Source organism: Nonomuraea sp. NPDC049480 (assembly GCF_044465905.1).
Classification (GTDB): Bacteria; Actinomycetota; Actinomycetes; order Streptosporangiales; family Streptosporangiaceae; genus Nonomuraea.
In genome coordinates this window covers 596,145-620,751 of sequence record NZ_JBITMD010000001.1, presented here as the reverse complement: position 1 = coordinate 620,751, position 24,607 = coordinate 596,145, and the positions used below count along the sequence as shown (strand labels likewise).

The window sequence follows — 24,607 nt, the reverse complement described above, 5'->3', positions numbered from 1 at the left end:
ACTCTAGGCCGGAAATTTCCTGGCTTGTCACGCCTTCTCGGTTGTGAGCCAGGCCGCCAGACCGAGGTACACGACCCCGCTCCCCACGTCGAGCCTCCGCCGCACCCGCGCGGATGCGCGTACCTTGCCGGCGAGCGCCGAGGCGAGCATCGCGTACGTGCCGTCGGAGGCCATCCCCAGCACGATCCACAGCACCCCGAGCAACAGGATCTGCGGCCCGATGGGGCCGGCCTCCGGGAGGGCGAACTGCGGCAGGAACGCCAGGAAGAAGATCGCGGTCTTGGGGTTGAGCACGTTCACCACGAACCCCTCCCAGAACAGCCGCTGCTTCGACTGCACCCGCAGCTCGATCGCCTCCTCGCCTTCATCCCGCCGCATCAGCTTGCGTACGCCGAGGTAGACCAGGTAAGCGACGCCGACGTACTTGACCACGGTGAACGCCGTGGCCGAGGCGGACAGCAGCGCGCTGATGCCCAGCGCCGCCGCGGCCACATGGACGACGGAGCCCGTGTGCACGCCCAGGACGGAGATCAGTCCCGCGGACCGGCCTTGGGAGACGCTCCGGGTGACGATGTAGAGGACGGCCGGCCCCGGCACCAGGAGCAGGCCGAGCGTGGCCACACAGAAGAGGACGAGTGTCGATATATCTGGCATGGGGCCATCGTAGAAGCGGCGTCAAAGACTTTCCCGCAGCGCTTCCAGCAGCGCGCCGGTGGCCGGCGGGTGCGGCGCGTCGCCGTAGACGGCGGCGTACACGTGCCGGGTCGAGCCGGGCACCTCCGCCACCTGCACGTCAGGGTGCCGGTGAGCACGCAGTGCGAGCCCCGGCAGCATCGTCAGGCCGAGCCCGGCCGCCACCAGCGCCTGGACGGCCACGATGTCGTCGCTCGTGAACGAGATCCGCGGCTCGAACCCCGCCTTCTCGCAGATGTCCAGCAGGTGGCTGCGGCACCGGTCGCAGCCCGCGATCCAGGGCGCCCCGGCGTGATCGGCCAGCCGGCCGTCCGTCGGCGCGCCGGAGACCAGGTAGCTGGGGTCGTCGAGGAGATGGATCATGTTGATGCCGCTGTCCTCGGGCGCGGTGTCGTCGTACCGGAACACCACCGCCACGTCGACCCGCCCGGCCCGCAGCAGCCTGAGCGCCTCCGGCGGCTCGGTCTCGGTGAGGCTCAGGCGCAGCCCGGGATGCGCGTCGCCGAGCAACGTGGCGGCCTTCGGGATGAAGGTGCCGAGCGCGGACGGGAAGGCGGCCAGGCGTACGCGTCCCGAACGCAGCCCCACGTGGGCGGCCAGTTCCTCGGCGGTGGCGTCGAGGCGGCCGATGATCTCCGCGGCCCGCTCCGCGAGCAGCCGGCCCGCCTCCGTGAGCCTGATGCCGCGGCCCGCCCGCTGGATGAGCCGGGCGCCGGTCTCCGCCTCCAGCCGGGCGAGGTGGTGGCTGACGGACGGCTGCGAGTAGTGCAATTCCTTGGCGGCCGCGGTCAGCGAGCCCTTGCGGGCGACGGCGAGAAGGACGCGCAGACGGGTGACATCCAGCATCCATCAACCATATCTATGGATGGACTAGAAAACTTCTGTTGGACCTATTGGTCGCGGCGTAGCACCGTAGAAGGGGAAGGACGGTTATCTGTTTTCCCTAGGGGGATCCCATGAATGGTTCCGCCGCCGTCATCGCGAGGCCGGGACTCGACGCCCTCGTGACCGGCATTTCCGGAATCGTGGCTCGGCGGCTCGGGCTGCGCGCGACCGCGTACGTCGTCGCCGACCTGCTCCGCGCCCGCCTGCCCGGCCTCGACATCCTCACGCCGCAGGAACGCGCTGGCTCACCCGACGGGTACGTCTCCCACCTGCTGCACGCCCAGGAGGACTTCTCGATCGTGGCCGTGGTGTGGCGGCCCGGTCAGGACACGGTGATCCACGACCACGTGTCGTGGTGTACGTTCGGCATCCTCAGCGGCATCGAGCACGAAACCCTCTACCGGGACATGGGCGATCACCTCGTGGAGATCGGGCGAGCCGACACCCGGCCGGGCGAGGTCAGCGGCTTCGCGCCGCCCGGCGACATCCACAAGGTCCGCAACATCAGCGGCGAGGTCGGGGTGTCGGTGCACGTGTACGGCGCCGACGTGAGCCGGCTCGGCAGCAGCGTGCGGCGGGTCTACGACCTGCCGGTCAGATAACCTTCCAGTACCTCGGCCAGCTCCTTGGGCCGCGCGAGCATCGGGGCGTGTCCGCCGTCGATCTCGTCGGGCGTGATGCCGAGCCGGTCGCGTACGACGCCGCGGATGAACTCCGGCGTGAAGAACCGGTCGTCACGGCACAGCAGGAACCTGGTGGGCACGTCCGGCCACGCGTCCAGCGGCCACGGCTCCAGCACCGCCTTCTCCGCGTGCCCGCGCCCTCTCGCGAGTTCTTCCTCGGCCAGCGCCCTGGGCACGTCGTGCAGGAACAACCCGATCGGGTCGCTCATGTCCTTGTGCCCCATCCCGGTGTTGTCCCACCAGTCGGCCGGCGGCTCGCCAGGCGCCGGGATCATGGCTGTGACCAGCACCAGAAGCTCGGCGGGAACGCGGGCGCAGACCAGCGGGCCGACGAACCCGCCCCACGAGTGCGCCACCACCACCAGGTCCCGGCGTTCGCCGACGGCCTCGACCACGGTGTCGGCGTAGTCGAACAGTCCGGCGGACTCGTCCTCGACCGGCAGGTCCACCGCCACGGTCTCGTGCCCGCGCCCGCGCAGCTCCTCGACCAGCAGATGCCAGTCCCAGGCCGAACCTCCGCCGCCGTGGATCAGCACGAACGTCGCCATTCTCCGTACCTCCGAACAGATCAGGAGCGGGTCAGGATGCCGGGCAGACGCGTCTGGAAGTCCAGGACGCCGACCCATGTCGGCCTGACGGCGATCCGCCCCATTCTGACCCCGGGCTGGTCGGCCTGCGCCAGGTTGCGTTCGCCCTGCTCCTCGCCGTAGTACCGGTGATGGGCCGCCCGGTATTCGGGCAGCAGCCCGTCGACCTCGATGATCTCCGCACGCCCCCGGATCAGCAGCACCTCGGGCGGCGGTCCCGGTACGTCGATGGTGATCGCGACGTCCGGCCGCGCCCGCAGCGCCGGCAGCTTGGCCGACCCGCTGAACGTCGGCAGCACGAGCTCCTCGCCGTTCCAGTGGAACAGCATGGGGAGCACGCGCGGCGTCCCGTCCTTGGCGACGTAGGCCACCCGGGCGAGCTCTGTGGATGTGAGCAGCTTTCTGGCGACCTCGTGGTCCAGCAGTCTGACGTCTCCTTGCGGAAGTTCGCTCATGGCCTTTGCCCTCCTTCGTGGTTAGTCCTAAAATAGTACCAAGAACTTAGTAATGACAAGAAGTTGGTGCGAGATGAGGACTTACGACGACCCCTGCGGTGTCGCCCGCGCGCTCGACCATGTGGGCGAGCGCTGGGCGCTGCTGATCGTCCGTGAGCTGCTGCTGGGCCCCAAGCGCTTCACCGACCTGCGTACGGGCCTGCCCAACGCCAGCCAGAACGTGCTGTCCCAGCGCCTGCGTGAGCTGGAGGAGTCCGAGGTGGTGCGCCGCCGCAAGCTGCCGCTGCCCGCCGCCGCCTGGGTCTACGAACTGACCGAGCGTGGCACGGAGCTGGAGCCGGTGGTTCTGGCGCTGGCCCGCTGGGGCAGCCGGACGCCGATGCGCTCCGCCAACTCCCTGAGCCCTGACGCCCTCGCCTTCGCCCTGCGCTCGACGTTCGACGCCGAGGCCGCGCGCGACTTCGCCGCCCGCATCGAGCTGCGCCTGGGGGAGGACCGCTTCCTGGCCGAGATCTCGCCCGCCGGCTTCACCCTGACCCGCGACCCGCGTGGCGAGCCGGCCGCGGTGCTGGAAACCGACGCCGACACCCTCCGCGCGCTCGTCTTCACCGGCACCTCCCTGGACTGCGATGCGGTACGCGTGGAAGGGGACAGGGAACTGGTCCGCCGCTTCCTGACCCTGTTCCCGCGTCCGGCGATGAGTTCCTGAGCCGGGGCAGGTGGGCGAATACAGCCAGACCGATCGCGAAAGGAAATTTGCGCAACTAATATTGCGCAACTTTCCTTTCGTATCTACCGTGGTGGTATGGCGGCCGAGAAGACCCATCGCATCAAGGACCTCGACACGCTCAAGGCGTTGGGGCACCCGCTGCGCATGAAGCTCTACCGCGCTCTCAAGGTCGCGGGCACGGCGACGGCCTCGCAGCTCGCCGACCAGGTGGACGAGGCCGTCTCCCTGGTCAGCTACCACCTGCGCAAGCTGGCCGCCCACGGCCTCATCGAGGAGGCGCAGGGGAGCGGCGGGGACGCCCGCGAGCGCTGGTGGCAGCCGGTCGGCCCCCTCTTCACCAGGGACGAGGACTTCCGCGACGCCCCTGAGCGCGCCGCCGCCCACACCGCCGTGAGCCGCATGCACGCCCGTCAGCAGCACGAAATGTTCGAGAGCTACCTGGAGACGCAGCCGGCCTGGGACGACGCCTGGCGTAGCGCGGCCTTCAGCTCCGAAGACCTGATGTCGCTCACGGCCGACGAGTTGCTCCGCTTCCACGAGGAGCTCCGCGAGCTGACCGAGAAGTGGCGGGCGCACGGCAAGGCGGCCGCCGAGACCGGTGACACAGAGGGCCGCGAGAACGTCGCCGTGCACATGTACGGCTTCCCGTTCCGCCCTTGGAGCCCCGGACGTTGACAAGGAGAGCCTGATGGATCCAGAGCTGTACCTGTACGTCGAGAAAGTCAGAGCCCGGGAGCTACGCGCCGAGGCGGAGCGTCGCCGCAGGGCGCCCAGATCGTCGGTCGTCCGCGCGTGGGAGACCCGCCTGGGCTGGGCCTTGGTGGAAATGGGTCTCCGCCTCGTCCGCCGCCGCCCCGTGCCTTACTGATCGAGGCCGAGCTGGTGGCGCATGGCCACCGCATCCCGTACGGCCCAGTGCTCCACGATCCTCCCGTCCCGCACCCGGATCATGTCCAAACCCCGCACCTCATAGCTGCGTCCTGACGCGGTGTGGGTGCCCCGGCTGATGTAGACGTTGGCCGACAGATCATCCGTCGCGACGTTCTGCTCGACGACCACGGACACATCGTGGAACCCGCTCTCCCCGGAGCGCATCCGCTCCCACTTCTCCCGCCACGCGTCGATCCCGTAGTGGTCGCCGTCCGTGCCGCCCCGGTGATCGATCACCTCGGGATCGATGAACGCCAGCCCCTTGTCCATCCGCCCGCTCTCGATCACCTCCGGATAGACCTCGAGTATCCGCCGATGCACCTCACCTGCCGTCACCATGCCGCCGCTCCTCCTCATTAAGTGGGGAAGTCCCCGTTTCGCTCACGCCGCTACACTAACCGGGGAAATCCCCACTTAGCAAGGAGGCGGAAAGATGGTGGCCACGCGTCCACGCCGCGCGGATGCGCAACGCAACTACGACCTGCTCCTGGCCGCCGCCGCCCAGGTCTTCGCCGAACGCGGCACCGATGCCCCGCTGGACGAGGTGGCCCGCCGCGCCGGAGTGGGAAGCGCCACCATGTACCGACATTTCCCCACGCGCTCCGACCTCCTGGTGGCCGTCTACGCCGACGAGGTCACCCAACTCTGCGCCCGAGGCCAGTCCCTGCTGACCGCCACCTCGCCCGCCGAAGCCCTCCACGAGTGGCTCCGCCTGTTCATGGACCACATCACGGCCAAACGCGACCTGGCCCTGGCCGCCACGGACGAGCAGAGCACGGACCTGGTGGCCGAGTGGCACGGCTCCATGCTCACCACCGCCTCGGCACTGCTGGACGCGGCCAAGCGAGGGAACGCCGTCCGCCCGGACCTCGACGTCCGCGACCTGCTGACCCTCGTCAAGGGCATCGCCCTGGCCGCCACGGACCAGCCTCAGGCGGAACGCCTCCTGACCGTCGTCGTCACGTCGACGACGACTCGTTGAGCACGTCAGACTCGACGAACCGGAACATCCGCTCGCCCGGCGTCAGAGGCCGGGGCCGCCCGGTGAAACGATGAACTCCCACGCCGAAGCCCGCCTCCGGATCCGACACCCACTGCCGTTCGAAGCCGATCTCCTCGAACCAGTCACAGATCAGCGGAACCCGATCGGGCGCGCCACGATGGCGCGTCCAGATCACCGTCCCGCCCGTGGCGCACAATTGCGCGCAGAAGCCGACGGTACGCCGGATGTCGTCATCGCTGATGTTGCCGAAGATTCCGCAGGCCAGCACGAGATCCGCCGGTGCCATGCCTTGATACAGGTCGACGAGCGCCGCATCGCCCGTCACGACCTCGACCCGCCCGAGCCCGGCAGCGGCGGCCGCGTCCTGCGCGGCCGAGGTGTTGCGCGGATCCAGCTCCACCAGCCGCGCGCGGACATCGTCACGGCGCGGATGCTCCTTCAGCACGGGGAGCAGATCGCGCCCCTGACCCGCGCACAGGCTGATCGCCTTCAGCGGACCAGGGGAAGCGCCGTCCAGCGCCCGCCGGATCTGATCCTGGACGACCTGCAGCCGCTGCGCCAGGCGCGAGTTCGGGCGGTCGTACTCGTCATGCCACGTCTGCCAGTTCATGACCGGGACCCTACGGGCTGACGACAGGCACTGTCCGGCGTGCGGACAAGGAAGATCAACGAGTTGCGGGTCCGCTCGCCCGCCGGGATCCTGGGAGCCACCGGCTGTGGCCCGAAGGCCGCCAATGGGGATTCCCCACCGGCTACGCGAAGCGGGGGGAGACGTTCTGTGGAGATCCTGGAGGCGAAGTGGTGCGCGCCCGACCGCCTGCCGGAGGGGACAACCCTCCCACCAGCGACTCCTCCAGGAATGCTCACATCTCTGAGGTGAGTTCCTACACGCCCAGCGCCGAGGGCAGGCTCAGCTCCTGCAGGAACAGCGCCTCCGTCGTCGCCACCTTGCGCAGTTCCTCCAGATCCACCCGCTCGTTGGGCGCATGGATCGCCGCGTCCTCGTCCTCGGCCCCGAACAGCAGGATCTCCGCCGCGGGGAACTGCTTGAGCAGCGTGTTCACCAGCGGAATCGAGCCGCCCGCGCCGACGTCCCGCGGCGGGCGGCCGAACGCCCGCTCCATCGCCCGGTTCAGCGCCGTCCGCGCCTTTCCGCCCGAGTCCGCCTGGAAGCCCGAGCCCACCGTGAGGTCGGAGAACGACACCTGCACGCCCCACGGCGCCACCTGCCGCAGGAACTCCACCACCGCGTTGACCGTCGTCTTCGGGTCCCCGGCCGGAGGCACGCGTACCGTCACTCTGGCCCGCGCGGCCGGCTGCACCGCGTTCACCGCTCCGGACACGGTGGGCACGTCCAAACCGGTGACCGTGATCGCGTACGACGCCCACAGGCGGTCCGCCAGCGAGCCCGCGCCCACCAGCGACACGCCGTCCAGGACGCCCGCCGTCTTCCTGAACTCCTCCTCCGCCGGCCCCTGCCCGAGGAACGAGCCGCGGGGCAGGCCGGGCACCCGGATGTCGCCGTTGTCGTCATGCAGCGAACTCAGCATGCGCATCAGGGCGGCCAGCGCGTCAGGTGCGGCGCCGCCGAAGGACCCGCTGTGCACGGCCTCCTTCAACGTACGGACCTCGACGGTGAAGGCGGCCATGCCACGCAGCGACGTGGTGACGGCCGGGTCGCCGACGCGCGGGTTGCCGGTGTCGGCGACCACGATGCAGTCGGCCCGCAGCAGGTTCGGGTTGCGCTCGACGAACGCCTCCAGGCGCTCGCCCGCGTACTCCTCCTGGCCCTCGATGATGACCTTGATGCCCACGGGGAACCGGCCCTGGAACGCGCGCAGGGCGGTGACGTGGGAAATAATGCCCGATTTGTCGTCCGCGCAGCCCCGTCCGTACAGGCGGCCGTCGATCAGGGTCGGCTCGAACGGCGGCGTGCGCCACGCGGCCGGGTCGCCGGCGGGCTGCACGTCGTAGTGGGCGTACAGCAGCACCGTCGGCGCGCCGGGCGGGGCCGGGGCCTCGCCGTAGATCGCGGGGAAGCTGCCCTCGACGGCCACCTGCTGGACCCGCGGCAGCCCGGCGTAACGCAGCAGCTCCTCCGTCATCGCCGCGGCGGCGAGGACCGGCTCTTCCGGGTGCCCGGGGAAGGCCACGGAGGGGATGGCGGCGAGCCGCTTGAGCTGCTCGATGGCCTGGGGCATCGAGGCGGCGACTGCGCTCTCAATCTGGTCAGGAGTCACGGGACGGTCCCCCGGGATCGTTCTCGTCGAAGCTGAATCTGGACAGTTTGGCTCTCATTGGACCACAGATGGCCGCTTCGCATCGAAACCCCCACGATTTCCACGCCAATGCGCATGCGGATTTCGTTGCTGTTACAGAGCGGTTCTGCGGATCCCGATTTTCTTGCACAATGCTGCGACCGATTCGCTTGGCAAACTCCAGGTGAACATGCAGACTGTGGGGAGTTCACAGACGAGGGAAGATACCCATGACGCAGCCGGAACACGACGTCCTGAAGGCCGCGCAAGATCACCTGTGGTTGCACTTCACCAGGCACAGCGCGTACGAGCAGTCCGAGATCCCGACCATCGTGCGCGGTGAGGGATCGTACGTCTACGACATCCACGGCAAGCGCTATCTCGACGGCCTGGCCGGGCTCTTCGTGGTCCAGGTCGGGCACGGGCGCCAGGAGCTGGCCGAGGCCGCCGCCAAACAGGCGCAGGAGCTGGCGTTCTTCCCGTTGTGGTCCTACGCGCACCCCAAGGCGGCCGAGCTGGCCGAGCGCCTGGCCGCGCAGGCCCCCGGCGAGCTGAACCGCGTCTTCTTCACCACCGGCGGTGGCGAGGCGGTGGAGAGCGCGTGGAAGCTGGCCAAGCAGTACTTCAAGCTCACCGGCAAGCCGCTCAAGCACAAGGTCATCAGCCGCCAGATCGCCTACCACGGCACCCCGCAGGGCGCGCTGTCGATCACCGGCATCCCGGCGTTCAAGCAGATGTTCGAGCCCCTCGTGCCCGGGTCCGTCCGCGTCCCCAACACCAACCACTACCGGGCCGAGGAGATCTCCGGCGTCAAGGGCATGACGCCCGAGGAGTACGGCCTCTGGGCCGCGGACCGCGTGGCGCGCGCCATCGAGATGGAGGGCCCCGACACGGTGGCCGCCGTCTTCGCCGAGCCCGTGCAGAACGCGGGCGGCTGCTTCCCGCCGCCCCCCGGCTACTGGCAGCGCCTGCGCGAGATCTGCGACGAGTACGACGTTCTGCTGGTGTCCGACGAGGTGATCTGCGCGTTCGGCCGGCTCGGCACGATGTTCGGCGGCCAGAAGTTCGACTACGTGCCGGACATCATCACCTGCGCCAAGGGCATGACCAGCGGCTACTCGCCCATCGGCGCCATGATCGCGCACGAGCGGCTGTTCGAGCCGTTCAAGAACGGCGACAACATGTTCGCGCACGGCTACACGTTCGGCGGCCACCCGGTCTCCGCGGCCGTCGCCCTGGCCAACCTCGACATCTTCGAGCGCGAGGACCTGCTCGGCCACGTCACCAAGAACGAGCCGCTGTTCCAGCAGACCCTCGACGACCTGCGCGACCTGCCGATCGTCGGCGACGTGCGCGGCTCCGGCTACTTCTGGGGCATCGAGCTGGTCAAGGACAAGGCCACCAAGGAGACGTTCGACGCCGGCGAGTCCGAGCGGCTGCTGCGCGGCTTCCTCTCCAAGGCGCTGTTCGACGCCGGGCTCTACTGCCGCGCCGACGACCGCGGCGACCCCGTCATCCAGCTCGCGCCCCCGCTCATCGCCGGTCCGCAGGAGTTCGAGGAGATCGGCTCCATCCTCCGCGGCGTGCTCACCGAGGCGTGGGCCCGCATCTGACCTGACACCCCTCAGCCCGGCACAACGGTGTGCCGGCTCCCGAAAGGATCCACCGCAATGAAGATCGGCGTTCCTGCCGAGGTCAAGAACCACGAGTACCGTGTCGCCGCCACGCCCGCAGGCGTTCACGAGCTGGTGCGCAACGGCCACGACGTCCTCGTCCAGCGGGGCGCGGGCCTGGGCTCGCACATCACGGACGAGGAGTACCTCGCGGCCGGCGCGAAGATCCTCGACGGCGCCGACGCCGTGTGGGGCGAGGCGGACATGGTGCTCAAGGTCAAGGAGCCGATCGCCGAGGAGTACCAGCGGCTGCGCGACGGTCTGGTGCTGTTCACGTACCTGCACCTGGCCGCCTCCCGCGCCTGCACGGACGCGCTGCTCACCGCCGGGACCACGGGCATCGCGTACGAGACCGTCCAGGTCGGCAACGCGCTGCCGCTGCTGGCCCCGATGTCCGAGGTCGCCGGGCGGCTGGCGCCGCAGGTGGGCGCGTACAACCTGATGCGCTTCAACGGCGGCCGCGGCGTGCTGCCGGGCGGCGTGCCGGGCGTGGCGCCGGCGAAGGTGGTCGTGATCGGCGGCGGCGTGTCGGGGCTGAACGCCGCGCAGATCGCCGTCGGCATGGGCGCGGACGTCACCGTGCTCGACACCAACATCGACCGCCTGCGCTCCATCGACGCCGTCTACCAGGGCCGGCTCAAGACGCTGGTCTCCACGCGGTACGCGATCGAGCAGGAGGTCCTCCAGGCCGACCTGGTGATCGGCGCGGTGCTGATCCCCGGCGCCAAGGCCCCGACGCTGGTCTCCAACGACCTCGTCTCCCGCATGAAGCCGGGCTCGGTGCTCGTCGACATCGCCATCGACCAGGGCGGCTGCTTCGAGGACTCGCGTCCGACCACGCACGCCGAGCCGACGTACAAGGTGCACGAGTCGGTCTTCTACTGCGTGGCCAACATGCCCGGCTCGGTGGCCAACACCTCCACGTACGCCCTGACCAACGCGACCCTCCCGTACGCGGTCAAGCTGGCCAACCTGGGCTGGCGGGAGGCGCTCAAGGCGGACGCGGGCCTCGCGGCCGGCCTCAACACGCACGACGGCCTGCTGACGAACGAGCCGGTCGCCGAGGCGCTCGGCCTGCCGTTCACCCCGGTCGCCGAGGTCGTCTAGTCCCGTCTAGTCTTCTGGGCGGTACGTCGTGCCCCGCACGATCTCGTCGGGTGTGAGCTGCTCCCTGGCCGTCGTCACCGCCCACCGGTGGCCGAAGGGATCGCGCAGCACGCCGTACCGCTCGCCCCAGAACATCTCCCGCACCGGCTGCTCCATCTCGGCCCCGGCGTCGATCGCCCGCTCGGCCACCGCGTCGGGGTCCATCACCTCCAGCAGGATGAGCACCGGGCTGCCGCCCAGCGTCGGCGGCGCCAGCGCGCCCAGGCCGGGCATCTCCTCGCTCACCAGCAGCCGCCCCGCTCCGAGCTGCAGCTCCACGAAGAGGACCACTCCGTCGGACAGTGTGTTCCTGAACACTTCCACCGCGCCCAGGCCCTCGCGGTAGAAGGCGATCGCCGCCTCCGCGTCGCGCACGAACAGGTGCGGGCAGAGCCCCTGCGGGCGTAGCGATGTCATGCGATCAATCCTGCCTCACTCGCCGCGCTCACCAGGCGGGCCATCAGCTCGGCCTCGGCCCGCGCGGCCCGCTCGCCCTGCGGCGTCAGCTTGTAGTAGCGCCTCCGGGCGTCGTGCGGCGCCTCGGGGTCTGCGTCGGCGGTCTCCTCGACCAGGCCGTCGGCCACCAGGCGGCTGATCGTCCGGTAGAGCGTGCCCGGACCCAGCTTCACCGCGCCGCCGCTGATCTCCTCGACGAACCGCATCACCGCGTAGCCATGCCCTGAGCCGCTGGCCAGGGCGAGCAGCACGTGGAACCCGGCGGCGGTGAGCATGATTGACACCATAGCACCACGATGGTTATATCCATCACGGATATAAACCCAAGGAGGAGCAATGGCGCTCGGCATCAGCCAGGTCACCATCTACGTCGAGGACCAGCAGCGAGCCGTCGACTTCTGGACCGGCAAGGTGGGTTTCGAGATCACCAAGGACATGCCGTACGGCGAGGACCGCTGGATCGAGGTCCAGCCGCCCGGCGGCGGCACCGGGCTGGTCATCAGCAAGGCCGATCCCAAGTGGCCGGTGCTGGCCAAGGAGCTGCCCAACTACGTGCTGTTCCAGGCCGACGACATCGTCAAGACGCACGAGGAGCTGGCGGCCCGCGGCGTCGAGTTCACCCAGGAGCCGCAGCAGCAGCCGTGGGGCTGGTCGGCGGTCTTCAAGGACGACGACGGCAACCTGTTCCACCTCGGCCAGCGTTAACGGACGCCCAATCGCCGCCGCAGATCGCGGGCGGTGGCCAGGACGTGCTGGATCTCGCCCGGGCTCGGCCATGGGGCGCTGCCCGGGCGCAGCAGCGTGCCGCGTACCGACGCCAGGTGCTCGATGGCGCTCGCGTGCAGCCCGCTCCGCCGCATCAGCCATCCGATCACGTCCGAATGGTCGTGCAGCGGCCTGGTCACCAGATCCCACGTGCCCAGGACCTCGGTCAGCTCCGCCACGTCCAGCGATATCCCGCCCCTGCGGCCGGTGGCGGCAGCCGCCAGTTCGGCCCGCGCGGCCAGCTCCGGCTCGGCCGGACGGGCCCAGGAGGGCGGCGGCGGGTCGGACAGCCACGCCTCGCTCGGCTCGCCGGCCACCGACAGCAGCCCGCCCAGCTCGACGGCGGCGCCGTGGTGGCCGGCCCGCGCCGCCTGGCGGAACCAGTGCCGGCCGCCCGCCAGGTCGTCGAACTCGGCGATGAGCAGCAGCCCGTAGTTGAAGGCCGACTCGGCGTCCCCGCCGACCGCCGCCCTGCCGAACCAGTGGCTGGCCGCCCCGCAGTCACCCAGCTCCACGCACACGAATCCGGCCATCCGCTGGTCCTCGACGCGCCCGGCGTTCGCGGCCCGCTCGAACCAGGCCCGCGCGGTGCGCAGGTCGCCCCTGGACAGCGCGATCCCGCCGAGCCGGGAGGCGGCGCCGGGGTGCTCGCTCCTGGCGGCCAGCCGGTAGTAGACCTCGGCGCCCTCGGGGTCACGGCCGGCGTCGAGAAGGAGGCCCATGCAGTAGGCGGACTCGGCGTGGCCGCCCCTCGCGGCGTACTCCCACCACCGCACGGTCTCCTCGTCGTCGCCCGCCGCGTACGCCAGGAAGCCCAGGTCGTGGGCCGAGGCCATGTCGCCGTCGCCTGCCGCCTGGCGGTGCCACTCACGGGCCGCCGCGAGCTCGTCGGCGTCCTCGCACAGCAGCGCCAGCCTGCGGGCCGCGATCCTGGACCCGGCGCGGGCCGCGCTCTCGTACCACCTCCTGGCCGTCCGCACGTCGCCGCGCTGCTCCAGCAGGAGCGTCGCCAGGTTGGCCGCCGCTTCGGCGTCGCCCGTGGTGGCGGCGGTCTCGTACCAGGCGACGGCGTCCTCCAGGCTGCCGTGCTTCTCGTGCCAGATGCCCAGGTTGAAGGCGCTGTCGACGTTGCCGCCCGCGGCGGCCCGCTCCCACCAGTGCTTCGCGGCCGCCCGGTCGCCGTGCTGCGCGTAGAGCTTGCCGAGCCGGTGCGCGGCCTTCGGATCGCCTGCCTGCGCGGCGGCCAGCAGCTCGAGCTCGTCTCCCACGCGCGGCGCCGGTACGGCCGGCGCCGCCACCTCTCCTTGCCAGGACATGGCGACAGACTGGCACGTGATCGCGCGATTGCGAACAGTAATCGCCGACAAGCTGCTATGAGAAGTCGATGAACCCCGCGTACATGCCCATTCCGCAGGCGTAACGCAACCTGCCGGGCGGTTGTGGCGGCAGGCGTACGGTGGCGGGCAGCGCGACGTCGCGCCCGTCGATCGCGACGGTGGCGGTGCACCCCCGGTCGGCGAGCTTGAAGACGATCTCGACCGGCACGCCCGCGGGCGCCGGCGCCATGGCCGGGCGGTAGCCGTCGCGTGTGGCCCACACGGTGACCGTCTGCGAGGCGGGGGCGGACGACTCGGGAGGCGTGGGACCGGGCAGCCAGCCGCCCAGGTTGAGCCCGGCGCCGATGGACCAGAGCCCGGCGGCGATGGCCACCAGCCCGGCGACCCTGGCGAGCCGGGTGCGGGAGACGCGCCGCACAACGTACCCGAGCAGCGCGAACGCCGGAGCGGTGCCGAGCACGAACCCCGCCATGGCCGCCGCCCCGGCCAGCGGCGAGCCGCTGGAGACGGCGATCATCTCCATGCCGAGCGTCACGCCGCACGGCACGAGCACGGTGGCCGCGCCGAGCAGCGGCGCTTTGTACCGGGGGATCTCGCCTTCCGGTTCATGCGCCGAGCAGTGCCCGCGCCGCATGAGCCGGACCGCGAAGACGATCACTATGGTGCCCGCCGCGACGAGCAATGCCGCGCGGGCCGCCGGCGGCGGGCTGACGGCCGAGCCGAGCAGCCCGAGCAGCGCCCCGGCCAGCGTGTGCGACACCAGCCGCCCGGCCAGGAACCATCCCACCAGCGCCGGATCGCGCCCGTGGTATCGGCCGGCCAGGCCCATGAGCAGGCCGCCCTGCGCGGCGGTGCAGGTCGCGGTCCCCGCCAGGAGCCCGGCGGCGACTCCGCCGGCGAGCAGGGTGGCGGCCTGCGCGCTCAGTGGACGAGCGCCAGGCTGTCCAGAGACCCGCTCTTGGCGGCCGCCACGATCGAGCCGAACTGGTCGAGGCTCATCTCCACGCGCTGCCCGAAGTCGTCGGTGATGACGACCTGGCGCTCCTCGGGCGCGTTGTGGTCGACGAAGAGCTCGGGGCAACCGCAGTCGCACTGGCCGCAGAACTTGGCGATGGACCGCATGACTTTCCCTGCTTTCTAGGTAGCCGTATGTGCAAAGTAACGCGGCTGCCTGGCTGCGGCCAGTGACAGTTGTGGCACTCTTCGTGACGTTTGGGGGGGCATGTGCCTACCGGGGTATCACCACCATCGCGCTGCCGCCGCCGCGCCGCGCCGGCTCGGCCACGGCCTGGACGCGCCCCCGGCCGAGGAACTCCAGCGCCGTGGCGGCGCCGATCTCCGGGTTGAGCGCGAAGCTGTGCCCGCGGGCCTCCAGCTCGGCCCGGTGCCGGTCCAGGAACGCCTGCTCGGCCTGCGTCTGCGCGGTGTTGCGCTGGGTGGCGCGCGGCGCGGCGAGCGCGTCGGGCAGGCTCATCCCGAACTCGTACCGGTTGACGAGGATCTGCAGCACGGTCGTGATGATGGTCGAGCCGCCGGGCGAGCCGGCCGCCAGCACCGGCCTGCCGTGGTCGAACACCAGCGTCGGCGCCATCGACGAGCGTGGCCGCTTGCCGGGGGCGGGCAGGTTGGGATCGCCGGGCGCCGGGCCGAAGGTGAAGTCGGTCAGCTCGTTGTTGAGCAGCACGCCGCGCCCCGGCACCACTATGCCGTTGCCGCCGGTCGACTCGATGGTCAGGTTGTAGGCGATCACGTTGCCCCAGCGGTCGGCCACGACCAGGTGGGTGGTCTCCGGGCCCTCGTCCGCGATCGGGGTGGCGCTGCCGGTGGGCTGGGCGCAGGGCTCGTACGAGCCGTCCGGGCTGCCGGGCGCGGCCGGGTGCGGCATCGCGGTCTCGCCGACCAGGCAGGCGCGTTCCTTGGCGAAGCCGTCGGACAGCAGCTCCTTCAGCGGCACGCCGGGGATGTCGCCGACGTACTTGCCGCGGTCGGCGAAGGCCAGCCTGGAGGCCTCCAGGTACTCGTGCAGGCCCACCTCGGGAAGGGACTCGAGGATGTTGAGCGCCTCGCCGACGGTCGAACCGCCGGAGGACGGGGGCGCCATGCCGTACACGTCCATGCCGTTGTAGGAGATCTTCGTGGGCTCGCGCATGAGGGCGCGGTAGGCCCGCAGGTCGGACATCTCCATCAGCCCGGGACGGACGTTGCGGGTGCTGCCCGGGGTGACCGGCGGCCGCTTGACGGTGGCCACGATCTCCTGGCCCAGCCGGCCGCCGTACAGCCAGCCGGGGCCGCGCTTGCCCAGCTCGCGGTACGTGGCCGCGAGCTCGGGGTTCCTGAAGACCGAGCCGACGGGCGGCGGGGCGCCGTTCGGGAGGTACAGCTTCGCTGTGGAGGTGAAGTCCTTGAAGCGGGCGGCGTTGGCGGCGGTCTGGTCGTGGAAGGTCTGGTCCACGACGAAGCCCTTGGAGGCGACCTCGATCGCCGGCTGGAGCGCCTGCTCCAGCGAGATCGTGCCGAACCTGCGCAGGGCCAGGTCCCAGTTCGCGGGCGTGCCGGGCACACCGGCCGACAGGCCGCTGGTGACCCCCTCCTCGAACGGGATGCCCTCCAACGTGGTCGAGGTCATGGCCTGCGGCGCGGTCTCGCGGCCGTCGATCGTGAAGACCTTACGCTGCCTGGCGTCGTAGTAGACCATGAAGCCGCCGCCGGCCAGGCCGGACGAGTAGGGCTCCGTGACGCCCAGCACCGCGCCGGCGGCGACCGCGGCGTCCACGGCGTTGCCGCCCCTCCTCAGCACGGAGATGGCGGCCTTGCTGGCGTCCAGGTCGACGGTGGCGACGGCGCCGCCGTACCCTTCGGCGACCGGGACCTTCTGCTGGGTCTGGGGCTGGGGCTCGGCCGACGCCGGAGGGGCCGGCACGAGCGCGATGAGGACTGCTGCTGCGGGGACGATCGCTCGGCGCATGGTCTCCACCATGGCCCAGGTACGCCCATCGCGGTAGGGCCCCCTGCGCCATGGAGATGATGCACCGGTCAGGGCATTGATCTAGCGTTGAGACGTGCGCTCGAAGTCCGGATTCGCCCCGTATCTCGCCCTGATCGCGGCCGTGCTCCAGCTCGCGCTGTCGCAGGGCGCCCAGCGCGGGCAGCCGGACAGGGAGCCACTCGACCCGCTGGCGTACGGGTTGCTGCTGGCCGGGCCGCTGATGATCGTCCTGCACCGAAGGTTCCCGATCCCCACGGCCCTGGTCACCTTCCTGGCGACCTACGCCTACGTCTGGGGCGGCTATCCCTACGGCGGCGTGTTCTTCTCGCCGATCGCCATGCTGTTCCTGCTGGTCCTGCATCGTCACCGGCTGACGGCCTGGACTCTGGCCGGGGTCACGCTCGTGATCTTCATCGCCTACTCGTGGATCACCCTGCAGCCGACCCGCGGCCTCTTCCACGACCTGGCGGTCTCGTCGTTCATCCTGCTCTTCATGGTCGCGGCCGAGCTGATCAGGATCGCCCGCGAGCGGCGCGCCCAGCAGCAGCGCGCCGCCGAGGAGGAGACCAGGCGGCAGGCCAGCGAGGAGCGGCTGACCATGGCGCAGGAGCTGCACGACGTGCTCGCGCACAACATCTCGCTCATCCACGTCCAGGCCTCGACCGCGCTGCACCTCATCGACGACAACCCCGACCAGGCCAGGACCGCCCTGGCCACCATCAAGACGGCGTCCAAGGAGGTGCTCGGCGAGATGCGCTCGGTGCTGAACGTGCTGCGCGAGGGCGCCCCGCGCTCGCCCACGGCCGGGCTCGACCGCCTCGACGAGCTGATCGAGCGCTCCGGCATGGACGTGACGCTCAAACGCGTAGGCTCGCGGCCGCTGCCGCCGTCGGTGGAGCGGGCCGCGTACCGGATCGTGCAGGAGTCGCTCACCAACGCCGCCCGCCACGCCCCCGGCTCGGCGGTGACCGTGCGCCTGGAGTACGCCGACCGCGAGCTGGTCGTCCGCGTGACCGACAACGGCGCGATCAAGCCTGCTGTACTGTCCGAGTCGGGCAGCGGCAACGGCATCCCCGGCATGCGCGAGCGGGCCGCCGCGCTGGGCGGGACTCTGGTCGCGGGCCCGTCCGGCAAGGGCTTCCAGGTCGAGGCCCGGCTGCCCCTACCCGAGGAGACCTCATGATCAAGCTGTTGCTGGCCGACGACCAGGCGCTGGTCCGGGCGGGCTTCAAGGCGCTGCTGGACGCCCAGGCTGACATGACCGTGGTGGCCGAGGCCTCCGACGGCGCGGAGGCGGTGCGGCTGGCCAGGCAGCACGGGCCCGACGTGGTGTTGATGGACATCCGCATGCCGGGCACCGACGGCCTGACCGCCACCCGCCAGATGCCGGAGGGGCCGCGCATCATCATCCTGACCACGTTCGAGCTGGACGAGTACGTCTTCGAGGCGTTGCGCGGCGGGGCCAGCGGCTTCCTGGTCAAGGACACCGAGCCGGCCGAGCTGATCCAGGCCGTCCGGGTGGTCGCCGCCGGCGAGGCGCTGCTGTCGCCGAGCGTGACCCGCCGCCTGATCGCCGAGTACGCCTCCCGCGCCAAGGAGCCGGTCGCCGTCGACGGCCTCGACCAGCTCACCGAGCGCGAACGCGAGGTGCTCGCGCTGGTCGGCACCGGCATGACCAACGACGAGATCGCCGCCAAGCTGTTCATGTCGCCGGCCACGGCCAAGACTCATGTGAGCCGGGCCATGATGAAGCTGCACGCCCGGGATCGGGCTCAACTGGTGGTCATCGCGTACGAGTCGGGGCTGGTCAAGCCGGGCTGGGCTTAGCCAAATGCAGTCAGGCCAACTGGAACCAGGCGGACACCGCCTCGGGCATGCCCTCTGCGCCCGCCCAGGCCACGTAGCCGTCGGGGCGGATCAGCAGCGCGTCGGCGGGGGCTTCGGCGGAGCGGGCCCGGACCACGTCGATCCAGTCGTCGTCGAGCGCGAGACCGGCGCCCAGGTCGAGGAGCACGGGACGGCCCGCGCGCATCAGCTCGGCCACCCGGCGCCCGTCCGCCAGCGCCAGGTCGGGGACGAACCGGCCGACCAGCGGATGCCGCGCGGAGCCGTACGGTACGTCGGAGCCGTGCAGCAGCGCGGCCAGGTGGCGCGCGGGCTGCTCGAAGGCGAACACCTCGGTGAGCAGCTCGCGCAGGGCGGCACCGTCCGCATCGTCCAGGCGGTCGAGGGCCGCCTGCGCGCGAGTCTGCACGAGGGCGCGCTCGGCGACGGGGCGGCGCTCGGCCTCGTACGTGTCGAGCAGTCCGCCCGGTGCCCGGCCGCGGAGCGTGGCGGCCAGCTTCCAGCCGAGGTTGGCGGCGTCGGTCATGCCCACGTTGAGCGCCGAGCCGCCCGCGGGGAAGAGGTGCGCGGCGTCCCCCGCCAGGAACACCCGTCCGGTCCTGTACCGCTCGGCCAGCCTGGCCTGCGCGACCGTGCTCGACAGCCAGATCGCCTCGCCCAGGGGCAGGTCCCTGCCCAGCACACGGCGCACAGCCGCGCGGAAGTCCTCGATCGTCACGGGACCGTCGAGTGGGCCGCTCTTCTCGCGAACGCCGGCGATGAGCACATCGTGCCGGAGCGAGGTGAGCAGCACGCGGCCGCGCGAGGTCCGGTTCCAGCCCGGTCCCAGCCCGGCCATCTCCACAGGTTTGAAGGGGTCGGCGACGCCGTCCAGTTTGAAGTGGCCCAGCCGCAGCACGTGGTCGTCAGCGGTGCCGGGGAAGCCGATCCCGGCCAGCTCCCGCACGAGACTGTGCCCGCCGTCGCAGCCCACGACGTAGCGGGCACGCACGTGGCCGTCCGTCAGGCCGAGCGTCACTCCCTCGGTGTCCTGGGAGAGGGACACAACCTCGCACCCTCGCCTGATACCGGCGCCGAGCTCGACCGCTCGTTCGGCCAGCAGCCGCTCCATACGCGGCTGCTGGATCAGCAACAGCCGCAGGGGGATGTCGTCCAGCCCGTCGAACCGCAGCGGCACCGAGCCGAACGGGAACCCCGGAGCCCGGCCCGCGAACGGGCTGCCCTCGCTGAAACGCTCCAGCAGGCCGCGGTGGTCGAGTAGCTCGACGATCTGCCCGCCGAGGCCGTTGGCCTTGGGCAGTTCGCTCGGCTCTGATCTTTTCTCCAGCACGATCGGGCGGATCCCCGACAGGGCCAGCTCGCACGCGAGCATGAGCCCCACAGGTCCGGCTCCCACGATCACAATGTCGTCCATGGCGTGTCAGGCTAGATTGACAAACCTGGGGTTGTCAACCTAGCCTGACAGCGTGGACGTAGCAGAACTCTCCGAACGGATCAGGTCCGACGACCCGGCCATGGGGCTGCGGGCGGTGGGCGCGCTGCACCGGCTGGCCGAGCAGGTCGAGGCGGTGTCGGTCGCGCTCGCCCGAGAGCAGGGCTGGACCTGGGAGCAGATAGGCGACGCGCTCGGCATGTCACGGCAGTCCGTGCACGCCAAGTACGGGAAGTGAGGATTCGCGATGTTGGGCAGACAGAAGACGCCGTTCCACGTGGTCATCAAGGCCGCGTTCGAGGAGGCCAGGCAGCGGGGCGACCGCCGCCTGGGCACCGAGCACCTGTTGCTCGGCCTCCTGCACCACCCGGACTCGGCGCGGGTGCTGGGCGTGGATCTGGAGGGGGCGCGGGCCGCGCTCGACGACCTCGACAAGGAGGCGTTGCGCATGCTCGGCATCGAGGTCGGCGACCTGCCGAACATCCCGCGCAAACACAAACCGGTCCCCAGCACCGCGCTCACCTCCAGCGCCCGTGCGGTCATCAACCAGGCCATCAAGGCCACGACGATGAAGACCAGGTCCGAGGAGGCACACCGGAAGCTCGCGCTCACCCTGCTGGCGCAGCGCCGGCCCGACCCCGTCGCACAGCTCGTCGACCACCTCGGGATCGACCGGGTGGCAGTGCGCAGCCGCTGGGATGGATCCGCAACGGAGTGAGGAGATCCATCCCAGCGCGGCCGAGCTTGCTCGGCCAGACAACGCGCGTGACGAAATTTGGTTGATCGGCCCGGGGCGGCGCTGACAAGGTCGAAAGATGCGGCGCACGTACGATGATCTCGTCCAGGAGGCGAGCACCGTCTCCGTGGACGGCTGGGACTTCTCCTGGCTCGACGGGCGGGCCGCCGAGGAGTGGCCTTCGTGGGGCTACTCCCGGCTCCTCGGTGAGCGGATGGCCGCAGCGCGGGCCGCGCTCGACATCCAGACCGGCGGCGGCGAGATCCTGGCCGGCCTGCCCACCCTGCCGCCGATGATCGTGGCCACCGAGTCGTGGCCGCCCAACCTGAAGCTGGCCGCCTCCCGGCTGCGCCCGCGCGGGGCGTGGGTGGTGGCCGACGACGAGGAGCCGCGGCTGCCGTTCCGCGACGGCGTCTTCGACCTGGTGAGCAGCCGCCATCCGGTGGTGACGTGGTGGGAGGAGATCGCCAGGGTGCTGCGGCCCGGCGGGACTTACTTCTCCCAGCAGGTCGGGCCGTGGAGCGTGGCCGAGCTGACCGAATACTTCATGGGGCCGTACGACGGCTCGCACCGCGATCCCGGCAACGCCAGGGCGGCCGCCGAGTCCGCCGGGCTGGAGGTCGTCGACCTGCGGTACGAACGGCTGCGGATGGAGTTCTGCGACGTCGGCGCGGTGATCTACTTCCTGCGCAAGGTGATCTGGATCGTGCCGGGGTTCTCGGTCGAGCGGTACGAGGACAAGCTGCGCGCGCTGCACGAGCGGATCGAGGCCGAAGGGCCGTTCGTGGCGCATTCCAGCAGGTTCCTCATCGAGGCGAGGAGGCCCCGTGGCCAGGCTGCGTGACGTCGTGGTGGACTGCCGGCACCCGGCCTCGCTGGCGAGGTTCTGGGCCGCCGCGCTGGAGGGCTATGCCGTGGCGCCGTACGACGAGGCCGAGCTGGAGCGGCTGCGCGGCGAGGGGATCGACGACCCGGAGGACGACCCGACGGTGCTGGTCGAGGGCGGGCCGCCGCGGTTGTGGTTCGTGCGCGTGCCCGAACGCAAGATCGTCAAGAACCGCCTCCATCTCGACCTGGAGACCGGCGACCCCGACGCCGAGCTCGCCCGGCTGACCGAGTTGGGCGCCACCCTGCTGGCCACGTACGACGAGTGGGTGACGCTGGCCGACCCGGAGGGCAACGAGTTCTGCCTGTTCGGTATCGGTTAGAGGGCTTCCGACAGGGCGGCCGGGATGCGGTCGAGCACCGGGTGCGGCGCCAGCCCATACGCGTAGAAGTCGACGGCGAGCGCTCCCGCCGCCTTCGCCGCGCGGGCCTTGGCCACCAGCCGGTCGGCGGAGTCGCTGTCGGGGTAGCCCGGCCGCAGCACCGCCCGCACCTCCCGGTCCTTGCCCACGGACCGCAGGTAGGCACCCACGTCGTCGGCCACCCGCGCCGCGTCACGCGCATAGGCCAGCACCCCGAACGCCGGCACGAGGTCGCCCAGCGCCACCAGGTCCACCCCGAACTGCCAGGCGTCATGCGCCGCCAGGCCGGGCGTCGGCAGCCCGTCGGCGTATCCCTTGACCGCGCCCGTCGAGTCGATGAACACCAGCCGGGAGCCCTCCTCGGCCACCGCCGAGGCCACCTCCGACACCAGCGTCGTGACGGTCTCGGACCGCGCCCGGGCGTAGGCCACGACGTCGGGTCCCGCGTACGCGGTGAGCGCCGCCCGGGTCACCTCGCCCTGCGCGGGCGGGTCGCCGTCGAACACCCGGCCCACGATCCCCGCGCACTCCTCCCGCGCCACCTCCGCGTTCACGCCCAGGTCGGTGGCCCGCCGCAGGCAGTAGTCGCAGAAGCAGAGCCCGAACAGGTACGCGTCCATCGGCCCCAGCGGCACGAACGACCGCTGCGCCTTCAGCGGCCGGAAGTGCAGCGACTCGGCCACCACGCTGTCCACCCCGAGCCTGGCGACCGCCCTGGCCAGCGCGACGGCGTATTCGCGCACGTCCGGATGGGCCGGGCACAGGTCGGCCGGGGCGCCGCGGTCGCCGAAGCAGTCGCGCACGGTCACGTCCGGATGTCCCATGCCGATCGTGGCGTTACGCAGGAAAACGGTCCATCCGTGGAGCTTCATGGACCGTTTCGCACAGGCCTCCCGAAGCCCGTCGAACGCGTCCAGATGACCGGGCACCGGCGACAGCCGGTGCCCGGCGAACAGGTCGGCCGGCGGGGCGAAGTGCGCCCCGTCGTGCCGGACGGTCAGCCTGGACAGCCCGTGCGGGGTGACGTCGCGGGAGGCGTGGTGCACGGCCCCGACGGTGATCCCGCCCACGCCATATCCGCTGATCCTGTCGAGCACCCGCTCGACGCCCTCGCCGCGCAGGTCCTCGACGAAGACGTAAACCGAACTGTCCACGAACCGACCTTATGCGCTCTTGTGCGCGACGAAGTCGATCTCCACCAGGATGCCCAGCAGCTGGGATCCCACGGTGGTGCGTACGGGGTACGGCGCGTTGAAGTACGACTTGTAGACCTCGTTGTAGGCGGCGAAGTCGCGCTCCAGGTGCTGGAGGTGGACCGTGGACTTGACCACGTCGTCGAAGCCGAGGCCGTGCGCGGCGAGGATGGCGCCGAGGTTGCGCATGACCTGGTGCGTCTGGGTGGCCACGTCGTCGCCGACGATCTCGCCGGTCCGCGGGTCGAGCGGGCCCATGCCTGAGGTGTAGACGAAGTCGCCCACCACGAGGCCCTGCGAGTAGGCGCCGATGGGGGCGGCACCCTCGCTGGTGCGGAGCTCCTTTTTCACTCAATCTCCCTGGAAGCTGGTGTTGATGGTGCCAACGACACGGTAGTCCCGGTCCACCAGCGGCAGCACGCGCCACTTGTCGAACGCGGTGCAGGGGTGGGAGATGCCGAAAGCCAGCAGGTCACCGGGCTTGAGCCCGTCGGCGCGCACGATCGCGTGCTGGTCCTGCATCTTCAGCACGGTCACCCCGCCGCGCCGCGGGATCGGCAGCCCCTCGTCATAGGGCGCGTCCCGCTTGCCCATGCAGACGATGGCCAGCCCGGGCTCGGGCGTGGACAGCACGTGCGCCCACACCTCCAGCGCCGGGCGCAGCTCGCCGTCGATGCGGTTGAACGGGGTGCGCTCGCGGTAGTAGCCGTCGTCGTGGCTGACGTACGCGCCGCTGCGCAGCAGGATCCTGGCCTGGGTGGCGACGAGCTCCCGCCCGATCACGTCGAACCACTGGCTGCCACCCACGCTGAGGATGGGGTTCCTGACGCGGATGTACTCGACGGCCTCCTGCAACGAAACCAGATATTTCCGGACTTCGTCGGCGGTCGACAGCCCACCTTCGTAGCCGGCCACCCCGGCCAGCTCGACCCCGGGCGTCTCCTGCACGTGCGCGGCGACCCGCAACAGCTCGTCGAGCGTGCGGCAGCCGGCCCGGCCGCCCTCGTGGCCCAGCTCCACCAGCACCCCGAACGGCCGCGCCCCGGCGTGCCCGGCCAGGATGTCCACCCCGGTCACGGAGTCGGCGAAGCTCAGGAACTCGAACGCCGCATCCCGCTCCAGCTCGTCGGCCGCCCAGGCGAGCCCCGCCGGATCGACGACCTGGTTGGCGACCATGATCCGGTCGGCTCCGAAGCCCCGGACCGTCTTGGCCTGCCGCGGCGTGGCGACGGTCAGCCCCCAGGCGCCCGCCGCGAGCTGCATGGCGGCGATCTCGGCGGACATGTGCGTCTTGGCGTGCGGGGCCAGCTCCAGCCCGTGGTCGCGGACGAACGCCGCCATCGTCGCGACGTTGTGCTCCAACGCGTCCCGATGCACCACCATCAGCGGAAAGCCGAACCCGCCTTCGAAGATCGACGCTGGCACGGCACCCCTTTCATTTCGCGTCCGACCCTATCCCAACACCCGCGCCCACACCCCTCCGCACGCCCCCACCCCGCCGTACTCCGGCTGAGGGCCTTCGGGCGGTAGGGCGGGAAGGCGGGAGATGAGGGAAAGCACGGCCGGA

Annotated in this window: 31 protein-coding genes; 14 read left to right on the top strand and 17 right to left on the bottom strand. The window is 70.9% G+C overall.

All coding sequences use genetic code 11. The annotated features are described in order from the left end of the window. Positions 1 to 27: 27 nt before the first annotated feature. Positions 28 to 654, bottom strand: coding sequence for a LysE family translocator (locus ACIBX3_RS02955; RefSeq protein WP_397112435.1), 627 nt, complete (start codon positions 652 to 654; stop codon positions 28 to 30). 21 nt (positions 655 to 675) lie between these two features. Further along, positions 676 to 1,539, bottom strand: coding sequence for a LysR family transcriptional regulator (locus ACIBX3_RS02950; RefSeq protein ID WP_397112433.1), 864 nt, complete (start codon positions 1,537 to 1,539; stop codon positions 676 to 678). A gap of 110 nt (positions 1,540 to 1,649) precedes the next feature. Between ACIBX3_RS02950 and ACIBX3_RS02945 the strand changes: the two genes are divergently transcribed. Beyond that, complete coding sequence (locus tag ACIBX3_RS02945) at positions 1,650 to 2,180, top strand: cysteine dioxygenase (RefSeq protein WP_397112431.1); 531 nt, start codon at positions 1,650 to 1,652, stop codon at positions 2,178 to 2,180. On the opposite strand, the gene ACIBX3_RS02940 is transcribed toward ACIBX3_RS02945, so the two are convergent. Next, positions 2,159 to 2,809: an alpha/beta fold hydrolase gene (locus ACIBX3_RS02940; RefSeq protein WP_397112429.1), complete on the bottom strand. Its 651-nt coding sequence runs from the start codon at positions 2,807 to 2,809 to the stop codon at positions 2,159 to 2,161. The two genes, ACIBX3_RS02945 and ACIBX3_RS02940, sit on opposite strands and share 22 nt — an antisense overlap. Before the next feature lie 20 nt (positions 2,810 to 2,829). Continuing rightward, entirely contained in the window at positions 2,830 to 3,303 is a 474-nt protein-coding gene (locus ACIBX3_RS02935; RefSeq protein ID WP_397112427.1) for a pyridoxamine 5'-phosphate oxidase family protein, read from the bottom strand. Between the two features lie 73 nt (positions 3,304 to 3,376). Between ACIBX3_RS02935 and ACIBX3_RS02930 the strand changes: the two genes are divergently transcribed. From ACIBX3_RS02930 to ACIBX3_RS02920, 3 genes are all read left to right on the top strand, one after another. After that, a complete protein-coding gene (locus ACIBX3_RS02930) occupies positions 3,377 to 4,012 on the top strand; it encodes a winged helix-turn-helix transcriptional regulator (RefSeq protein WP_397112425.1) in 636 nt (211 codons plus the stop codon). Positions 4,013 to 4,108: 96 nt separating this feature from the next. Then, the gene (locus ACIBX3_RS02925; RefSeq protein WP_397112423.1) at positions 4,109 to 4,708 is read left to right on the top strand and encodes a helix-turn-helix domain-containing protein; all 600 of its coding nucleotides are present in this window, start codon (positions 4,109 to 4,111) and stop codon (positions 4,706 to 4,708) included. A gap of 13 nt (positions 4,709 to 4,721) precedes the next feature. Next, positions 4,722 to 4,901, top strand: coding sequence for a hypothetical protein (locus ACIBX3_RS02920; RefSeq protein WP_397112421.1), 180 nt, complete (start codon positions 4,722 to 4,724; stop codon positions 4,899 to 4,901). Here the strand turns inward: ACIBX3_RS02920 and ACIBX3_RS02915 are convergent. Beyond that, on the bottom strand, positions 4,895 to 5,302 hold the full coding sequence (locus ACIBX3_RS02915) for an ester cyclase (protein ID WP_397112419.1): 408 nt from the start codon (positions 5,300 to 5,302) through the stop codon (positions 4,895 to 4,897). The genes ACIBX3_RS02920 and ACIBX3_RS02915 overlap by 7 nt on opposite strands. Positions 5,303 to 5,396: 94 nt before the next feature. Between ACIBX3_RS02915 and ACIBX3_RS02910 the strand changes: the two genes are divergently transcribed. Beyond that, positions 5,397 to 5,945, top strand: coding sequence for a TetR/AcrR family transcriptional regulator (locus tag ACIBX3_RS02910; protein WP_397112417.1), 549 nt, complete (start codon positions 5,397 to 5,399; stop codon positions 5,943 to 5,945). Here ACIBX3_RS02910 and ACIBX3_RS02905 read toward each other — a convergent pair. Both ACIBX3_RS02905 and ACIBX3_RS02900 read right to left on the bottom strand, forming a co-directional pair. Continuing rightward, positions 5,923 to 6,576, bottom strand: a complete 654-nt coding sequence (locus ACIBX3_RS02905; protein ID WP_397112415.1) for a class I SAM-dependent methyltransferase — start codon at positions 6,574 to 6,576, stop codon at positions 5,923 to 5,925. The two genes, ACIBX3_RS02910 and ACIBX3_RS02905, sit on opposite strands and share 23 nt — an antisense overlap. A 274-nt stretch (positions 6,577 to 6,850) precedes the next feature. Further along, complete coding sequence (locus ACIBX3_RS02900) at positions 6,851 to 8,206, bottom strand: dipeptidase (RefSeq protein WP_397112413.1); 1,356 nt, start codon at positions 8,204 to 8,206, stop codon at positions 6,851 to 6,853. 248 nt (positions 8,207 to 8,454) lie between these two features. On the opposite strand from ACIBX3_RS02900, the gene ACIBX3_RS02895 reads away from it, so the two are divergent. Both ACIBX3_RS02895 and ald read left to right on the top strand, forming a co-directional pair. Further along, positions 8,455 to 9,837: an aspartate aminotransferase family protein gene (locus ACIBX3_RS02895; RefSeq protein WP_397112411.1), complete on the top strand. Its 1,383-nt coding sequence runs from the start codon at positions 8,455 to 8,457 to the stop codon at positions 9,835 to 9,837. Positions 9,838 to 9,894: 57 nt separating this feature from the next. Further along, complete coding sequence (gene ald / locus ACIBX3_RS02890) at positions 9,895 to 11,004, top strand: alanine dehydrogenase (protein ID WP_397112409.1); 1,110 nt, start codon at positions 9,895 to 9,897, stop codon at positions 11,002 to 11,004. A 6-nt stretch (positions 11,005 to 11,010) separates the two neighbouring features. Here the strand turns inward: ald and ACIBX3_RS02885 are convergent, their stop codons facing one another. Both ACIBX3_RS02885 and ACIBX3_RS02880 read right to left on the bottom strand, forming a co-directional pair. Continuing rightward, positions 11,011 to 11,460: a VOC family protein gene (locus ACIBX3_RS02885; protein ID WP_397112407.1), complete on the bottom strand. Its 450-nt coding sequence runs from the start codon at positions 11,458 to 11,460 to the stop codon at positions 11,011 to 11,013. After that, positions 11,457 to 11,774 carry a PadR family transcriptional regulator gene (locus ACIBX3_RS02880; protein ID WP_397112405.1) on the bottom strand — a complete coding sequence of 106 codons (318 nt, stop codon included), beginning with the start codon at positions 11,772 to 11,774 and terminating at the stop codon, positions 11,457 to 11,459. The genes ACIBX3_RS02885 and ACIBX3_RS02880 overlap by 4 nt, the downstream gene beginning before the upstream one ends. A 61-nt stretch (positions 11,775 to 11,835) precedes the next feature. Here ACIBX3_RS02880 and ACIBX3_RS02875 point away from each other — a divergent pair, with 61 nt between their 5' ends. Beyond that, entirely contained in the window at positions 11,836 to 12,204 is a 369-nt protein-coding gene (locus tag ACIBX3_RS02875; RefSeq protein ID WP_397112403.1) for a VOC family protein, read from the top strand. Here the strand turns inward: ACIBX3_RS02875 and ACIBX3_RS02870 are convergent. The 4 genes from ACIBX3_RS02870 to ACIBX3_RS02855 all read right to left on the bottom strand — a co-directional run bounded on the left by ACIBX3_RS02870 (position 12,201) and on the right by ACIBX3_RS02855 (position 16,566). Beyond that, positions 12,201 to 13,580 carry a sel1 repeat family protein gene (locus ACIBX3_RS02870; RefSeq protein ID WP_397112401.1) on the bottom strand — a complete coding sequence of 460 codons (1,380 nt, stop codon included), beginning with the start codon at positions 13,578 to 13,580 and terminating at the stop codon, positions 12,201 to 12,203. The two genes, ACIBX3_RS02875 and ACIBX3_RS02870, sit on opposite strands and share 4 nt — an antisense overlap. A gap of 55 nt (positions 13,581 to 13,635) precedes the next feature. Further along, positions 13,636 to 14,475, bottom strand: a complete 840-nt coding sequence (locus ACIBX3_RS02865) for a sulfite exporter TauE/SafE family protein (RefSeq protein ID WP_397113378.1) — start codon at positions 14,473 to 14,475, stop codon at positions 13,636 to 13,638. 47 nt (positions 14,476 to 14,522) lie between these two features. Continuing rightward, a complete protein-coding gene (locus ACIBX3_RS02860) occupies positions 14,523 to 14,723 on the bottom strand; it encodes a hypothetical protein (protein ID WP_397112400.1) in 201 nt (66 codons plus the stop codon). A gap of 106 nt (positions 14,724 to 14,829) precedes the next feature. Next, complete coding sequence (locus tag ACIBX3_RS02855; RefSeq protein ID WP_397112398.1) at positions 14,830 to 16,566, bottom strand: gamma-glutamyltransferase family protein; 1,737 nt, start codon at positions 16,564 to 16,566, stop codon at positions 14,830 to 14,832. Positions 16,567 to 16,660: 94 nt separating this feature from the next. Between ACIBX3_RS02855 and ACIBX3_RS02850 the strand changes: the two genes are divergently transcribed. Both ACIBX3_RS02850 and ACIBX3_RS02845 read left to right on the top strand, forming a co-directional pair. Beyond that, positions 16,661 to 17,770, top strand: coding sequence for a histidine kinase (locus tag ACIBX3_RS02850; RefSeq protein ID WP_397112396.1), 1,110 nt, complete (start codon positions 16,661 to 16,663; stop codon positions 17,768 to 17,770). Next, positions 17,767 to 18,414: a response regulator gene (locus ACIBX3_RS02845; RefSeq protein ID WP_397112394.1), complete on the top strand. Its 648-nt coding sequence runs from the start codon at positions 17,767 to 17,769 to the stop codon at positions 18,412 to 18,414. The genes ACIBX3_RS02850 and ACIBX3_RS02845 overlap by 4 nt, the downstream gene beginning before the upstream one ends. Before the next feature lie 10 nt (positions 18,415 to 18,424). Here the strand turns inward: ACIBX3_RS02845 and ACIBX3_RS02840 are convergent, their stop codons facing one another. After that, positions 18,425 to 19,846, bottom strand: a complete 1,422-nt coding sequence (locus tag ACIBX3_RS02840) for an FAD-dependent oxidoreductase (protein WP_397112392.1) — start codon at positions 19,844 to 19,846, stop codon at positions 18,425 to 18,427. Positions 19,847 to 19,898: 52 nt separating this feature from the next. Here ACIBX3_RS02840 and ACIBX3_RS02835 point away from each other — a divergent pair, with 52 nt between their 5' ends. The 4 genes from ACIBX3_RS02835 (at position 19,899) to ACIBX3_RS02820 (ending at position 21,808) form a co-directional block, all read left to right on the top strand. Further along, entirely contained in the window at positions 19,899 to 20,102 is a 204-nt protein-coding gene (locus ACIBX3_RS02835) for a hypothetical protein (protein ID WP_397112390.1), read from the top strand. 9 nt (positions 20,103 to 20,111) lie between these two features. After that, positions 20,112 to 20,582 (top strand): Clp protease N-terminal domain-containing protein, encoded by a 471-nt coding sequence (locus ACIBX3_RS02830; protein WP_397112388.1) that lies wholly within the window; start codon positions 20,112 to 20,114, stop codon positions 20,580 to 20,582. Positions 20,583 to 20,679: 97 nt separating this feature from the next. Next, positions 20,680 to 21,444, top strand: coding sequence for a class I SAM-dependent methyltransferase (locus ACIBX3_RS02825; protein WP_397112386.1), 765 nt, complete (start codon positions 20,680 to 20,682; stop codon positions 21,442 to 21,444). Beyond that, positions 21,428 to 21,808, top strand: a complete 381-nt coding sequence (locus tag ACIBX3_RS02820) for a VOC family protein (RefSeq protein ID WP_397112384.1) — start codon at positions 21,428 to 21,430, stop codon at positions 21,806 to 21,808. The genes ACIBX3_RS02825 and ACIBX3_RS02820 overlap by 17 nt, the downstream gene beginning before the upstream one ends. On the opposite strand, the gene ACIBX3_RS02815 is transcribed toward ACIBX3_RS02820, so the two are convergent. The 3 genes from ACIBX3_RS02815 to ACIBX3_RS02805 are packed head-to-tail and all read right to left on the bottom strand — an operon-like array spanning position 21,805 to position 24,465. Continuing rightward, the gene (locus ACIBX3_RS02815; protein WP_397112382.1) at positions 21,805 to 23,001 is read right to left on the bottom strand and encodes a hypothetical protein; all 1,197 of its coding nucleotides are present in this window, start codon (positions 22,999 to 23,001) and stop codon (positions 21,805 to 21,807) included. The genes ACIBX3_RS02820 and ACIBX3_RS02815 overlap by 4 nt on opposite strands. A 9-nt stretch (positions 23,002 to 23,010) precedes the next feature. Beyond that, positions 23,011 to 23,391: a RidA family protein gene (locus ACIBX3_RS02810; protein ID WP_397112380.1), complete on the bottom strand. Its 381-nt coding sequence runs from the start codon at positions 23,389 to 23,391 to the stop codon at positions 23,011 to 23,013. Next, positions 23,392 to 24,465 (bottom strand): alanine racemase, encoded by a 1,074-nt coding sequence (locus ACIBX3_RS02805; protein WP_397112378.1) that lies wholly within the window; start codon positions 24,463 to 24,465, stop codon positions 23,392 to 23,394. It lies immediately after the preceding gene. Positions 24,466 to 24,607: the final 142 nt, after the last annotated feature.

Coding starts and splice junctions, on each gene's coding strand:
- ACIBX3_RS02840 (WP_397112392.1), bottom strand. CDS start 19,846: ATGGACGACATTGTGATCGTGGGAGCCGGACCTGTGGGGCTCATGCTC.
- ald (WP_397112409.1), top strand. CDS start 9,895: ATGAAGATCGGCGTTCCTGCCGAGGTCAAGAACCACGAGTACCGTGTC.
- ACIBX3_RS02945 (WP_397112431.1), top strand. CDS start 1,650: ATGAATGGTTCCGCCGCCGTCATCGCGAGGCCGGGACTCGACGCCCTC.
- ACIBX3_RS02855 (WP_397112398.1), bottom strand. CDS start 16,566: ATGCGCCGAGCGATCGTCCCCGCAGCAGCAGTCCTCATCGCGCTCGTG.
- ACIBX3_RS02920 (WP_397112421.1), top strand. CDS start 4,722: ATGGATCCAGAGCTGTACCTGTACGTCGAGAAAGTCAGAGCCCGGGAG.
- ACIBX3_RS02925 (WP_397112423.1), top strand. CDS start 4,109: ATGGCGGCCGAGAAGACCCATCGCATCAAGGACCTCGACACGCTCAAG.
- ACIBX3_RS02940 (WP_397112429.1), bottom strand. CDS start 2,809: ATGGCGACGTTCGTGCTGATCCACGGCGGCGGAGGTTCGGCCTGGGAC.
- ACIBX3_RS02880 (WP_397112405.1), bottom strand. CDS start 11,774: ATGCTCACCGCCGCCGGGTTCCACGTGCTGCTCGCCCTGGCCAGCGGC.
- ACIBX3_RS02905 (WP_397112415.1), bottom strand. CDS start 6,576: ATGAACTGGCAGACGTGGCATGACGAGTACGACCGCCCGAACTCGCGC.
- ACIBX3_RS02895 (WP_397112411.1), top strand. CDS start 8,455: ATGACGCAGCCGGAACACGACGTCCTGAAGGCCGCGCAAGATCACCTG.
- ACIBX3_RS02845 (WP_397112394.1), top strand. CDS start 17,767: ATGATCAAGCTGTTGCTGGCCGACGACCAGGCGCTGGTCCGGGCGGGC.
- ACIBX3_RS02830 (WP_397112388.1), top strand. CDS start 20,112: ATGTTGGGCAGACAGAAGACGCCGTTCCACGTGGTCATCAAGGCCGCG.
- ACIBX3_RS02910 (WP_397112417.1), top strand. CDS start 5,397: ATGGTGGCCACGCGTCCACGCCGCGCGGATGCGCAACGCAACTACGAC.
- ACIBX3_RS02955 (WP_397112435.1), bottom strand. CDS start 654: ATGCCAGATATATCGACACTCGTCCTCTTCTGTGTGGCCACGCTCGGC.
- ACIBX3_RS02870 (WP_397112401.1), bottom strand. CDS start 13,580: ATGTCCTGGCAAGGAGAGGTGGCGGCGCCGGCCGTACCGGCGCCGCGC.
- ACIBX3_RS02885 (WP_397112407.1), bottom strand. CDS start 11,460: ATGACATCGCTACGCCCGCAGGGGCTCTGCCCGCACCTGTTCGTGCGC.
- ACIBX3_RS02915 (WP_397112419.1), bottom strand. CDS start 5,302: ATGGTGACGGCAGGTGAGGTGCATCGGCGGATACTCGAGGTCTATCCG.
- ACIBX3_RS02825 (WP_397112386.1), top strand. CDS start 20,680: ATGCGGCGCACGTACGATGATCTCGTCCAGGAGGCGAGCACCGTCTCC.
- ACIBX3_RS02930 (WP_397112425.1), top strand. CDS start 3,377: ATGAGGACTTACGACGACCCCTGCGGTGTCGCCCGCGCGCTCGACCAT.
- ACIBX3_RS02950 (WP_397112433.1), bottom strand. CDS start 1,539: ATGCTGGATGTCACCCGTCTGCGCGTCCTTCTCGCCGTCGCCCGCAAG.
- ACIBX3_RS02935 (WP_397112427.1), bottom strand. CDS start 3,303: ATGAGCGAACTTCCGCAAGGAGACGTCAGACTGCTGGACCACGAGGTC.
- ACIBX3_RS02875 (WP_397112403.1), top strand. CDS start 11,836: ATGGCGCTCGGCATCAGCCAGGTCACCATCTACGTCGAGGACCAGCAG.
- ACIBX3_RS02860 (WP_397112400.1), bottom strand. CDS start 14,723: ATGCGGTCCATCGCCAAGTTCTGCGGCCAGTGCGACTGCGGTTGCCCC.